This window comes from Sporosarcina jeotgali (assembly GCF_033304595.1).
In the GTDB taxonomy this organism is placed as follows: domain Bacteria; phylum Bacillota; class Bacilli; order Bacillales_A; family Planococcaceae; genus Sporosarcina; species Sporosarcina jeotgali.
In genome coordinates, this window is sequence record NZ_CP116341.1 from 569,690 (window position 1) to 582,482 (window position 12,793).

The 12,793-nt window shown below is 45.9% G+C and carries 13 protein-coding genes and 1 riboswitch; of the genes, 12 read left to right on the plus strand and 1 reads right to left on the minus strand.

Annotated elements, in window-relative coordinates; genetic code table 11:
• Positions 1-95: 95 nt before the first annotated feature.
• The 12 genes from PGH26_RS02650 to PGH26_RS02705 all read left to right on the plus strand — a co-directional run bounded on the left by PGH26_RS02650 (position 96) and on the right by PGH26_RS02705 (position 12,243).
• Positions 96-1,523 carry a M20 family metallopeptidase gene (locus tag PGH26_RS02650; protein WP_431312529.1) on the plus strand — a complete coding sequence of 476 codons (1,428 nt, stop codon included), beginning with the start codon at positions 96-98 and terminating at the stop codon, positions 1,521-1,523.
• Positions 1,524-1,539: 16 nt separating this feature from the next.
• Positions 1,540-3,063: an AbgT family transporter gene (locus PGH26_RS02655; RefSeq protein ID WP_323692486.1), complete on the plus strand. Its 1,524-nt coding sequence runs from the start codon at positions 1,540-1,542 to the stop codon at positions 3,061-3,063.
• An 18-nt stretch (positions 3,064-3,081) separates the two neighbouring features.
• Positions 3,082-4,368: an amidohydrolase gene (locus tag PGH26_RS02660; RefSeq protein WP_323692487.1), complete on the plus strand. Its 1,287-nt coding sequence runs from the start codon at positions 3,082-3,084 to the stop codon at positions 4,366-4,368.
• 582 nt (positions 4,369-4,950) lie between these two features.
• A complete protein-coding gene (locus tag PGH26_RS02665; protein WP_323693453.1) occupies positions 4,951-5,637 on the plus strand; it encodes an MgtC/SapB family protein in 687 nt (228 codons plus the stop codon).
• 84 nt (positions 5,638-5,721) lie between these two features.
• On the plus strand, positions 5,722-7,362 hold the full coding sequence (locus tag PGH26_RS02670; RefSeq protein ID WP_323692488.1) for a glycerol-3-phosphate dehydrogenase/oxidase: 1,641 nt from the start codon (positions 5,722-5,724) through the stop codon (positions 7,360-7,362).
• A gap of 401 nt (positions 7,363-7,763) precedes the next feature.
• Positions 7,764-8,060 carry a rhodanese-like domain-containing protein gene (locus tag PGH26_RS02675; RefSeq protein ID WP_323692489.1) on the plus strand — a complete coding sequence of 99 codons (297 nt, stop codon included), beginning with the start codon at positions 7,764-7,766 and terminating at the stop codon, positions 8,058-8,060.
• Between the two features lie 38 nt (positions 8,061-8,098).
• Positions 8,099-8,668 carry a sulfurtransferase TusA family protein gene (locus PGH26_RS02680; protein ID WP_323692490.1) on the plus strand — a complete coding sequence of 190 codons (570 nt, stop codon included), beginning with the start codon at positions 8,099-8,101 and terminating at the stop codon, positions 8,666-8,668.
• Positions 8,665-9,060 (plus strand): DsrE/DsrF/DrsH-like family protein, encoded by a 396-nt coding sequence (locus PGH26_RS02685; protein WP_323692491.1) that lies wholly within the window; start codon positions 8,665-8,667, stop codon positions 9,058-9,060. Before PGH26_RS02680 ends, PGH26_RS02685 begins: the two co-directional genes overlap by 4 nt.
• Before the next feature lie 34 nt (positions 9,061-9,094).
• Positions 9,095-10,216 (plus strand): MBL fold metallo-hydrolase, encoded by a 1,122-nt coding sequence (locus PGH26_RS02690; protein WP_323692492.1) that lies wholly within the window; start codon positions 9,095-9,097, stop codon positions 10,214-10,216.
• An 18-nt stretch (positions 10,217-10,234) separates the two neighbouring features.
• Positions 10,235-10,462: a sulfurtransferase TusA family protein gene (locus PGH26_RS02695; protein WP_323692493.1), complete on the plus strand. Its 228-nt coding sequence runs from the start codon at positions 10,235-10,237 to the stop codon at positions 10,460-10,462.
• Between the two features lie 61 nt (positions 10,463-10,523).
• Entirely contained in the window at positions 10,524-11,300 is a 777-nt protein-coding gene (locus PGH26_RS02700; protein WP_323692494.1) for a sulfite exporter TauE/SafE family protein, read from the plus strand.
• A 61-nt stretch (positions 11,301-11,361) separates the two neighbouring features.
• Positions 11,362-12,243, plus strand: coding sequence for a DMT family transporter (locus PGH26_RS02705; RefSeq protein ID WP_323692495.1), 882 nt, complete (start codon positions 11,362-11,364; stop codon positions 12,241-12,243).
• A gap of 60 nt (positions 12,244-12,303) precedes the next feature.
• Here PGH26_RS02705 and PGH26_RS02710 read toward each other — a convergent pair whose 3' ends face one another.
• Positions 12,304-12,591 (minus strand): hypothetical protein, encoded by a 288-nt coding sequence (locus PGH26_RS02710; RefSeq protein WP_323692496.1) that lies wholly within the window; start codon positions 12,589-12,591, stop codon positions 12,304-12,306.
• Positions 12,592-12,667: 76 nt separating this feature from the next.
• Positions 12,668-12,765, minus strand: a riboswitch (SAM riboswitch).
• Positions 12,766-12,793: the final 28 nt, after the last annotated feature.

Sequence of the window (12,793 nt, forward strand, 5' to 3'; positions counted from 1 at the left end):
ATCCTGTCGAGTATTGACGAAACACTAAATACTAATTACGATGAAGTCAGTAAATTAGTTGTATTCAATATATTAAGGGGGAAAAGCTAGTGAGTTTGCAAGCATTCACGAAACAATATATCGAGAAACACGCAGCCTATTTCGAGGAAATCAGTGAATACATCTTCAATCATCCGGAAACACGATTCGAAGAATATGAATCTGCCAAGTATTTATCCGACAAATGTGAAGAGCAAGGCTTTCATGTAGAGCGCGGCGTGGGTGGAATTGAAACCGCATTCACAGCAACTTTTGGTGAGGGGCATCCTGTCATTGGATTCTTGGGGGAATTCGATGCATTGCCGGAATTGAGCCAAGAGCCAAATAAAACGGAAGAACAGCGCTGGGAGCGGCATATTGGGCATGGCTGCGGTCATAACCTGCTTGGAACCGGTGCTTTCGCAGCGGCCTGTGCGGCAAAAGCGTACTTAGAAGAACACAAGTTATCGGGTACCGTGAAATTCTTCGGATGCCCGGGTGAAGAGGGGGGATCGGGTAAAACGTTCATGGCACGTGAAGGCGTATTTGATGGAACGGATCTCGCGCTTACATGGCACCCGTCACCCTCAAACAGCATCATGAGCTTAAGCACCCTCGCAAACATTCAAGTGTTCTACAGGTTCAAAGGCGTTCCATCGCACGCAGCCAACTCACCCCATTTAGGACGCAGTGCGCTCGATGCGTTGGAACTCATGAACACAGGCATTCAATATTTACGCGAGCATATGCCGGATCAGGCACGAATTCACTATGCCATCACTAACACAGGCGGATTTGCCCCGAACGTCGTTCAAGCGAATGCGGAAGTCCTGTATTTGATTCGCGATGTCGATACCGAAAGCGTGATGGATCTGTTTGAACGCGTGAACAAAGTAGCTCAAGGCGCTGCTCTTATGACTGAAACAACGATGACGTACGAAGTGGATAAAGCATGTTCAAATTACATTCCGAACCGTGCACTCGAAAGTCTTCTGTATGAAAGTTTAACGGAAATCGGCATCGAGCCGCCGACTGAAGAAGAGAAAGAATATGCAAAAGGAATCTTTGAATCACTCTCTAAAGGCGAACAGAAAGATTACCTGGGTGTGATGAAAGGGTTCGGCTACGCAGGAGACGGTTCTGAATTCAAAGGGAAATTTGTTGCTGATTGCATCTCACCTTACGAAATTCCGACTGAAATCTTGACAGCTTCGACAGACGTATCCGATGTCAGCTGGATCTTGCCGACTGCCCAGTTATCGACTTCTACGTCCGCACTTGGCACACCGCTGCATACGTGGCAGATGACAAGCCAAGGGCTATCAACAAATGCACACAAAGGGATGCTGCGCGCGGGAGCATCGATGGCACTCACAGCATTAAAGATTTTTGAAAACACAGACTTGCTTGCGCCGATTCGTGATGAATATATCGAGTTTGCTATAGAAAACCCATACACATGTCCGATACCTGACGGCGTAACGCCTTCACCGCTCGGAAGTTAAAAAAAGAATAGGGGGAATGGGAATGGAAACAGCAAAGAAGGGGTTTTTTAACAAAGCATTGAACGGCATCGAACGGGTGGGGAACCGGTTGCCGGATCCGTTCATTCTATTCGTAGGCATGGCTGTAGCTGTCATGATTGCATCGTTCATCTTCAGCATGTTTGACGCATCGGTGAAGCACCCGGGTACTGGCGAAACATTGCCAATCAACAACTTGCTGTCAGGTGAAGGACTAAAGTACATCCTTGAAACGATGATTACGAACTTTACAGGCTTTGCACCACTCGGTATCGTGCTTGCAATGATGCTCGGTATTGGATTGACTGAAAAAGTTGGCTTGTTCGATTATGCCATTAAGAAATCGATTATGAAATCACCGCCTTGGCTGCTCACTTATGCAGTTGCATTTGTCGGTATCATGGGGAATATCGCTTCCGATGCTGCGATGCTTCTCGTTCCGCCGCTTGCAGCAATGATATTCTATAAAGTAGGACGTCATCCGCTCGCGGGTCTAGCAGTCGGTTATGCTTCAGCAGGTGCAGGATTTACCGCTAACCTTTTCATCGTAGGAACGGACGCATTGCTCTCTGGTATTTCAACAGAAGCTGCGAAGATTGTAGATGATTCAATTATCGTTACGCCAGTGGATAACTGGTATTTCAATATTGTTTCGGTATTCATGCTTACTTTACTTGCCGGATTTATCACATCAAAATTCATCGAACCGCGTCTAGGGAAATACAAAGGCGATGCTGTTGAATTGGAAGTGGAAGAAGAAGATCCCCGTTCAGGAAAAGCATTGCGCAACGCAGTGATTGCAGGACTATTATATGTTGCACTTCTAGCGGTCGGAATCTTTTGGCCAGACAGTCCTCTCCGCGGTGAAGGCGGTACCATTATTCCGTCGCCGTTCATCTCAGGGATCGTCCCAATTATTCTATTCCTATTTTTAGTAGTAGGGATCACGTTCGGTATTTCAGTCGGGAAGATTAAGAGCGGTAAAGATATCGCAGGCTACATGGCAGAATCGATGAAAGACATGTCTGGTTATATCGTTCTGATCTTCGCGATTTCCCAGTTCATAGCGTACTTCAGCTGGTCGAATATTGGGACTTGGATTGCCGTAAACGGCGCAATGTTCTTAGAATCTATCAACTTCACAGGAATCGGTCTTATTATTGGATACATCATTTTTACAGCAATGATGAACTTCCTGATTACATCGGGATCCGCAAAGTGGGCATTGGAAGCACCGATTTTCGTGCCGCTCTTCATGCAGCTCGGGTATCACCCGGCATTCACTCAAGTTGCATATCGTGTTGCGGATTCATCCACAAACATTGTAACGCCGCTCTTGCCGTACATGGTTGTCGTACTGACCTTCATGCAGAAGTATGATAAAAAAGCTGGAATTGGAACGCTCATTTCACTCATGCTGCCGTTCTCAATTTGTTTCTTAATTGCTTGGATTCTGCTCATTCTCGTATTCTTCTATGCAGGAATTCCATTCGGACCAGGAATCTCACCATTTTTGAACTAACCGTTAGGGGGAAACAAGATGGTTTACAAGCTTGAAGAAAAACTGACGGAATGGCGACGCGATTTGCATCGCCATCCGGAACAGGGATTTTTGGAAATGCGCACGGCTTCAATCGTAGCTGCGGAAGTTACGCGGCTTGGCTTTAATGTACGGCTGGGTAAAGATGTTATGGCAGAGGATGAAATCTTAGGGAAGCCGTCAGATGAACAAGTTGCAGCGCACGCAGAGTGGGCGCGGGAACACGGGGCTATTGAAGAATTCATGCCATATTTTGAGGAAGGCTTTACAGCGGTGGTTGCAGAGTGGGATACAGGCAGACCTGGTCCCGTCACTGTGTTCCGCGTTGACATGGATGCGCTGCCGATTTTCGAATCATCGGATGAAGCGCATGTCCCCGGACAACTTGATTTCCGCTCAATCGCGGAAGGCTCCATGCACGCCTGTGGACATGATGCGCATACTTCGATTGGACTTGGGCTCGCGACAATGGTGGCAGAAGATCCGGAGGCGTTCAATGGAACAATCCGAATTCTGTTCCAGCCAGCTGAAGAAGGGGCGCGCGGAGCCAAATCGATGACCGAAGCAGGAGTTGTCGATGATGCGGATTTCTTCATAGGCATCCACATTGGCACAGGCGTTCCTCACAGTGAGTTCGTGTCTGCAGCGAATGGCTTCATGGCATCCACGAAAATGGATGTTACGTTCAGCGGCCGCGCTTCTCATGCGGGTGCCCAGCCGGAAGAAGGAAGGAACGCCTTGCTCGCAGCTGCCAGTGCTGCCTTGAACTTGCATGCAATTTCACGTCACTCTGGAGGAACGTCTCGCGTGAACGTTGGCGAACTTCACGGCGGGGGAGGACGTAATGTCATCGCAGATACAGCTGTTATGAAACTTGAAACGCGCGGCGAAACGTCTGAAGTAAATGATTTCATCCGCAGTCAAGCCGAGAACGTATTGCGCGGAGCAGCGGTCATGTACGACGTCGAGTGTTCAATCGACATTGTCGGCGAAGCGATCAGCTGCAGGTGCTCTGAAGGGTTAGCTGCCATGGTGGGCGCAGTTGCAAACGAGACGATGGGGATTACAAAAGTCCATCATGCAGACAATGCGTCTGCCGGATCCGAAGACGCGACATACTTCATGGAACGCGTGAAAGAAAAAGGCGGTCGGGCAACGTACTGTATTTTCGGCACGGAGCTTGCAGCAGGTCATCATAATGAACGATTTGACATTAAGGAAGAGACTTTGCCAGTAGCGGTCGATGTATTATATGGGACTGTACTTGCATTGAATGGAAGAGAATAGAATGAGTGAATCCCCGGTTGGGCCGTTTTTGAAAACGGTCAGGCCGGGGGTTTTTTATGCGGAGATGTGGCGTTCTGGGAATTAATCCCTTAAAGCAGTTGAATTGTGTCCCGTTATCGAGAAACTTCGCTAAGTGTCGGAGAAATCACACTGTGTGATGGAGAAACACTGTCATGTGTCGAAGAAATCTCTCGGCAAGATGGACAAAGCACTCGAGGTGTCGGACAACGTGAACCAACCTCACCCAGCGAGTTAGCCCCTTCCTGAAACAAGCGAAGCGCTGCCAATTAATCCCTTAAAGCAGTTGAATTGTGTGCCGTTATCGAGAAACTTCGCCAGGTGTCGGAGAAATGGTCAGGGATGATTGAGAAATTGACATGAATGTCAGAGAAAGCTCCAGGGGTGTCGGACAATGACCCGCAACTGTCGGAGAACTCAAATGAAGTCACCTCAGCGAGATAGACCTTCAATAAAATTTCCACAATACATGTACTTTCTAGCATGTTGTGGCATTCTTCGAGTACACTGAAAATACACTTAAATATACAATCCGTTCAGGAGGTGGGGCAGGTGGACTTTTGGCTGGAAGCAGAAATGATCATGAAGTTAAGTATATCGGCAGTACTTGGGTTAATAATCGGGTTGGAACGGGAACTGAAAAGTAAACCGCTCGGCTTGAAAACGAGTCTTGTCATCAGCATCGTCAGTTGTTTATTGACAATCGTTTCAATTGAATCGGCATACACGTTTCCAGATAGTGTGAGCGGAGTCAAAATCCAAATGGATCCACTCCGTTTAGCGGCACAAATTGTATCGGGTATTGGTTTCTTAGGTGCAGGTGTAATTTTGCGGCGCGGCAATGAGAGAATCTCTGGACTGACAACAGCTGCAATGATTTGGGGAGCGGCGGGGATTGGGATTGCCGTAGGTGCTGGATTTTATATGGAAGCAATCTTTGGTGTAGTATTGCTTATGCTCAGCGTGGAACTGATTCCATACATCGTCATTAAGTATGGGCCGAAACGATTGCGCTATCAGGAACTTTCACTTCGAATCAAAGTAAACGAACAGTCAAGTATTGAAACAGTGATGCTGGAATTGCAGCGCCAGCGATTTAAAATATTCCAATCCCGTATTAAAGATCTTGATGAGGAAGGAATGCATTTGCTGGAAATCAAAGCAAGAGTGTCGGCCAAACGAACGCTACCGGAAATCTATAATTTGATTAAACAAATTGAATTCGTTCACACAGTGGAAGTCATCAGCTAGCAAATACAGGACTTTGCACAACTTAACGTGTACAGTAAGGATAGATTCTAATTATTCGGTCTAGAAAAAGGAGACGATTTACTCATGAAACCATTTTCGCACACGAATCGCACTCATAGTTTACAACAACTCTCAACCGCTCGTTACGATGTGATCGTCGTTGGAGGCGGGATTACTGGAACCGGAATTGCATTGGATGCTGTGTCGAGGGGATTAAAAACGCTGTTAATAGAAATGCAAGACTTCGCTGCAGGAACTTCGAGCCGCTCCACAAAATTGGTTCATGGAGGCCTTCGTTACTTAAAGCAGCTGGAAGTGAAACTAGTTGCGGATGTGGGTAAAGAGCGGGCAATTGTCTACGAAAATGCACCGCACGTGACACACCCCGAATGGATGCTTCTCCCGTTTTACAAAAGCGGAACGTTCGGGAAACTGTCGACGTCATTTGGTCTTCAAGTGTACGACTTTCTGGCGGGAGTAAAAAAGTCTGAACGCAGAAAAATGTTATCTAAAGAGGAAGTGCTCAAACACGAACCGCTCCTGAATGAGGACGGGTTGATTGGCGGCGGCGAATATGTGGAGTATCGCACAGACGATGCACGGCTAACGATGGAAGTCGCAAAAAAAGCCCATGAGCAAGGCGCAGATTTGATTAATTACACAAAAGTGACTGGGTTTTTATATGATGAACAAGGCAAAGTGAATGGTGTTCAACTGGTCGATCAGCTCACGGGCGATTCGTATACCGCACATGGCACAATTGTCGTGAATGCAGGCGGACCATGGGTAGAACAAGTGATGAGTCTTGACGAAAAAGTAGAAGCGCACAAATTATTGTTGACGAAAGGCGTTCATTTGGTATTCGATCGTTCCGTATTGCCACTCCATCAGCCGATTTACTTTGACACGCCAGACGGTCGAATGATCTTTGCGATTCCGCGCAATGGGAAAACGTATGTTGGCACTACGGACACAGTGTATGAAGCCGATTTGATTAATCCTAAAATGACTGATGAAGATAAAGAATATTTATTGCGAGCAATCACAACGATGTTCCCGAAAGCATTTGTCGGAATGAATGATATTGAGTCGACCTGGGCAGGAGTGCGTCCGCTAATCCAAGAAGAGGGAAAAGGAACATCTGAAATATCCCGAAAAGACGAAGTGTGGGAGTCGTCGACAGGCTTGTTAACCATCGCAGGTGGCAAGTTGACCGGATATCGGAAAATGGCCGAAGAAATCACCAATAGTATAAGCAAGAAATTGAAGACTCAAGGTGTTAAAGTAGGGCCATGTGTGACAAAAACTTTGCGTTTATCAGGCGGTGAGTTTAATAGACCCGGAGATTACCGGGCATACGTGGAAGACCGTGCAAAGGAACTGACGAAACTCGGTTTATCTTTCCAAGATGGCCTAAATATCGCTTCTATGTATGGTACAAATGCGAACCAAGTTGCACAACTTGTGAGCCATGTAAATCCATCTAGTCAACTCCCGCTCGCGATCCAACTGACATTGCTATACTCAATTGAGTACGAAATGGCCATGACACCAGTCGATTACTTCATGCGCAGAACAGGCGCAATCTTCTTCGATATTCACTGGGTGGAACAATGGAAAGCACCTGTCATTTCTTATATGAAGGAAGTTCTTAATTGGTCAAGTGAACAAACGAACCAGTACCGTGAAGAACTCGAAGCCAGACTGGCCGATGCAAAAGGGTAAGTTCGAATATGTGATATGAATTGTAGCGCCGCCATGGATGGGGCGCTTTTTTGATTCGTGGAGGGTGCGTGTATCCTGAGAGTTGCTCATAAATTCGAGATTCCGCTCATAAACGCTGAGAAATGATCATAACCTTGATATTTTGCTCATAAAACTTGGATAGTGCTCATAAAACTCGAAATGCGCTCATAAGCTAATATTTCCGCTCATAAACCTCAAAAAGTGATCATAAATCAATAAATCCACATAAAAGGCAGCACATGAAGTGCATCACACATCCAATCACGTTCGTTGACAATGAAACACCCACTGTGTAATATACGGTACAGGGTATTAATCCCGCATATATTTTTTATTTAAAATTATACCCCTATGGGTAACTAGTAAAGGCGGAGACCATAATGAAAGAAATCACAGCACAAGAAGTACAGCAGCTGTTAGCTGACAAACAACCGATGCATTTAATTGACGTGCGTGAAACGGACGAAGTAGAAAGTGGCAAAATTCCCGGAGTTACGCATATTCCGCTCGGCCTGCTTGAATTCAAACTGCAAGACTTAGACAAAAAAACTCCATATACACTTGTGTGCCGCTCAGGCGGGAGAAGCGGCCGCGCCGTACAAATTCTTGAAGACCATGGATACCAAGCAACCAACATGGCTGGCGGAATGTTGGCTTGGGACGGACCGATTGAATAACTGCAAATGATTTTTCCACGAATGAAAGAGGCGATCACATGATTGAAACGGCACACATCGTAGACGCGAAAGGGCTTGCTTGCCCGATGCCAATCGTACGAACCCGTAAAGCAATGAAAGAATTAGTACCCGGGGACGTATTGGAAGTGTTAGCGACGGACAAAGGTTCAACAGCTGATATAAAAGCGTGGGCTGCTGGATCGGGTCACGCGTATCTGGGAACAGAAACTGAAGAAAATGTGCTGCACCATTTTATAAAAAAGGACAGCGCACAAGCAGAAGTGAAAAAAGAAATTCCTGTAATCGACTTAGCAGCTTTTGTGAAGAAAATGCAGGAAGAACAGCTGACAATCGTCGACGTGCGTGAACAACAGGAATTCGACGCAGAGCACGTTCCAGGTGCGCTTCATATTCCATTAAACGAAGTGGAAGCACGAATGGATGAATTGAACAAAGAGGAAACGATCTATCTAATCTGCCAAACCGGCAGAAGAAGCGGCATCGCAGGTATTCGGCTTGCGGAAAATGGATTTAACAATGTCCTGAATGTAGTACCGGGCATGACCGATTGGACAAAACAAACAATGAAAAGAGGAAATGAATCATGACGAATCGTACAGCAATTATTGCAGCAAATGGAGAACTTTTTGACGCCTACAAAGTATTTAATATCGCAACAGCGGCAGCGGCAAGTGAACATGAAGTAACAATTTTCTTCACATTTGAAGGACTGAACTTGATTCACAAACAAGCATTTCAACAACTCCCTTTACCAGCAGGAAAAGAGCATTTTGCAGAGGGGTTTAAGCAGGCCAACGTTCCGGAAATTCCAGAATTGATCGAAATGGCTCAAGAACTGGGTGTGAAATTCATTGCGTGTCAAATGACGATGGACGTTATGGGATTGGAAGAAAGCGCATTTGTCGACGGAATCGAAGTGGGCGGCGCAGTCACATTCCTGGAGTTTGCGAAAGAAGCAGACGTAACGCTAACGTTCTAATACTGAGTACTAATGGAGTGAAAGGAGAATATATATGACAGTTCGTATGATGAAACCACAAGAAGTGGCACGGTTCAGTATTGATCGGAAACCGCTTTTCATTTTAGATGTACGCAACGAAGATGCATTTGCAGATTGGAAGATTGAAGGGGAGTCTTTTGACTATTTGAATGTCCCTTATTTTGAGTTGTTAGATGGCGTCGATATGATAAAAGAGAAATTGCCGACTGATCGTGAACTTCTCGTTGTTTGTGCAAAAGAAGGTTCTTCACAAATGGTAGCTGAAATGCTCTCTGAAGAAGGAATGGACGCTGCCTATCTTGAAGGCGGCATGAAGTCATGGAGTGAATATTTAGAGCCGATTAAGATTGCAGACTTGAAATCAGGCGGGGAGCTGTATCAATTCGTTCGTTTAGGAAAAGGGTGCCTTTCTTACATGGTGATTGATGACAACGAAGCAGCTGTGATTGATGCGACACGTATGACTGACGTGTTCTTAGCGTTTGCAAATGAAAAAGGAGCTGCCATTCAACACGTATTCGATACGCACTTGCACGCTGATCATATTTCTGGCGGACGTACGATCGCTGAAGCAACAAATGCAGCGTACTATCTTCCGAGTGAAGACGCAGAAGAAGTAGTTTTTGATTATACACCATTAACAGACGGCCTAAAAGTGAATGTCGGCAAGACTTTAATTGAAGCTGCATTCTCTCCGGGGCATACGAGCGGGTCGACGTCGTTTATCATTGATGATGCTTATTTGTTAACTGGAGATATTTTATTCATCGATTCCATCGGCCGGCCTGATCTTGCAGGTAAAGCTGAGGACTGGGTAGGGGATTTACGCACGACACTGTATTCGAGATACGAAGAATTATCTGGAAAATTAGTTGTATTGCCAGCGCACTTTATGGAGATGAATGAAGTCAATTCGGATGGCAGTGTTGCAAAGAAACTGGGCGCATTATTTGCTGAAAATCATGGGCTGCAAGTGGATGATGAACAAAAGTTCCGTTCACTCGTTACTGAAAACCTCCCGCCGCAACCGAATGCGTATCAAGAAATTCGTCAAACAAACATGGGGGCGCTCACTCCAGACTCAGAAACGCAGCGTGAAATGGAAATTGGGCCGAACCGTTGTGCAGTAAGATAATTAAGGGGGAACTATACAATGAAAGCAGATCACTTTTTAGACGCAACGGGTTTATCATGCCCGATGCCTATCGTTAAAACACGCAATGCCATGAAGGAAGTTAATGTTGGAGAAATTTTAGAAGTGAAGACGACGGATAAAGGCGCGAAAGCCGATTTGGCTGCTTGGACAAAGTCAGGCGGACATGAATTGCTTGAGCAAACAGAATCCGATAATGTCTTTACATTCTTCATTAAAAAAGGATAAGTTTGAATGGGGAAGGGGGAGACGTGTGCCTCCTTCTTTTCCTTGAAAGAAGGGGAAAGAGATGAGCAGCAGTTTCATCATCGTGTTTTTTCTGATCGGATTTATCGGTTCGTTTTTATCCGGAATGGCAGGGATCGGGGGAGCTATCGTCAAATATCCGATGCTTTTGTATATTCCACCGTTATTTGGACTATCAGCACTGACTGCCCACGAAGTAAGCGGGATTAGCGCTGTGGAAATCTTTTTTGCAACAATTGCAGGCGTGCTGGCATACCGCGGAACAGGGCTTCTGCACAAGACACTTATCATTTATATGGGTGGCGCTGTTTTAGTCGGAAGTTTTATCGGCGGACTCGGGTCGAGTATGCTTTCTGAGCAAGCAGTCAACATGGTATACGGTGTGCTTGCAGTTGTGGCAGCTGTATTGATATTTATTCCACGGAAAAAGGTGGAAGACCGGCCGGCAAGTGAAGTGACATTTAACAAGTGGCTGGCGGCTGGGCTTGCGTTAGTAGTTGGTGCCGCGTCAGGTGTTGTCGGAGCAGGAGGCGCATTTGTGCTCGTTCCTATCATGCTGACCGTGCTCGCAATCCCAACTCGAATCACTGTCGCTTCGTCATTGGCAATTACGTTTATTTCTTCGATTGGTTCTGCGGCGGGTAAAATCGCAACGGGGCAAGTGTTGTGGGGGCCGGCACTAGTTCTAATTGTTGCGGCGTTGATTGCCGCTCCGCTTGGTGCAAAGTTCGGTCAAAAGGTGAATCCGAGCGTATTGAAATGGATTTTAGCAGTGCTCATTTTAGCCACTGCGATTAATATTTGGAGCGATTTGTTATGACGGTATTCAACATCGGGCTATGGTAAAATACTAGCGTATTACGTATAGACCGGAGGCTATTATGACAAATCGTAACAAAGGTATTCTACTATTATTAGCGTCGGCATTTGGCTTTTCACTTATGACCGCATTCGTGAAATTATCCGGGGATGTCCCGACGATGCAGAAAACGATTTTCCGTAATGGCGTATCGATGATCATTGCATTTTTCTTCGTCATTCATTTTAAAGAAAGACTGTTTGGCAAGCGGGAAAACCAACGTTTGCTATTGCTGCGGTCTGCACTAGGGGCAATCGGCATCATACTGTTCTTCTATGCGATCGACCATTTAGTACTTGCAGATGCGGATATGCTGAATAAAATGAGTCCGTTTTTCACCATTGTATTTGCGGCACTATTTTTAAAAGAACATGTAAAGCCATTTCAGCTGTATAGTATTTTGCTCGCCTTTCTAGGGACATTGTTCATCATCAAGCCGTCGTTTTCACTTGATATTGTCCCGTATGCAGCGGGGATTTTATCCGCAGTATTTGCTGGCGGCGCATACACCGTATTGCGAGCACTTGGAAATCGTGAGCAGTTTTACACGGTCGTGTTTTACTTCTCGACATTTACGACCGTTGTGCTATTGCCGTTCGTAATTTTCACGTACCAATCCATGACGCTGAAACAGACGGTGTATTTATTAGCAGCAGGGGTGTTTGCAACTGTGGGACAATTCGGGATTACGCTTGCGTACAAATACGCACCGGCAAAAGAGATCTCTGTGTTCAACTATTTCACGGTCGTATTCTCCGCAATCCTCGGCTTCGTGCTGCTTGGTCAAATTCCGGATGTTTATAGCTTCATTGGCTATTTCATTATCTTCGGTTCGTCTCTCTACATGTTTTTACGCAATCGAGGCGGGGAAGAAGTGCCTGCTGAATTAGCAAGGAAAGAGTAATAATTGTTATGAATAAAACCCTCATTCTCACGAGTTTTCGTGGAAATGAGGGTTTTTGTGTTAGTTAAATAGCTGGTTTGCATCTGGACCGAAAGTGTCTTTCAGCAACTTTTGTTTGCGTGTTTGAATCTGGACAGCAAGATCATCGGCCTGCCGCTGCAAGTCCGCGATTTCTTGCAGCTCTTTCTGAAGCGCTTTTTTCGACAGCAAGTCACCTTGGTCGAAGTAGTCAATTTCTTGCTGAACGCGTGCAAGTGTCTGATGACGTTTCATAGCACCAGCCGTGCTACGCGGTTTTTGTTTTAAAATCTGTTCTTTTTCCATGTGTAATTGTTCAATCTTCCCCATATAAATCACTCCTCTGAAATTTGCCAAACAAAAAACTCTTCCCCCGAGCAGAGAAGAGTTGCAGCAGCGCAAATTCTCCTCATCGGCCAGGTTTCCCTGTTGGCAGCAGCACCTTGCGTGAGCAGGTTGCTGAGACGTCATCGGGCCAAGTCCCTCGGTCTCTCTGGATAAGAAAAGAGTCGTTCATTCAGTTAGCTATAGT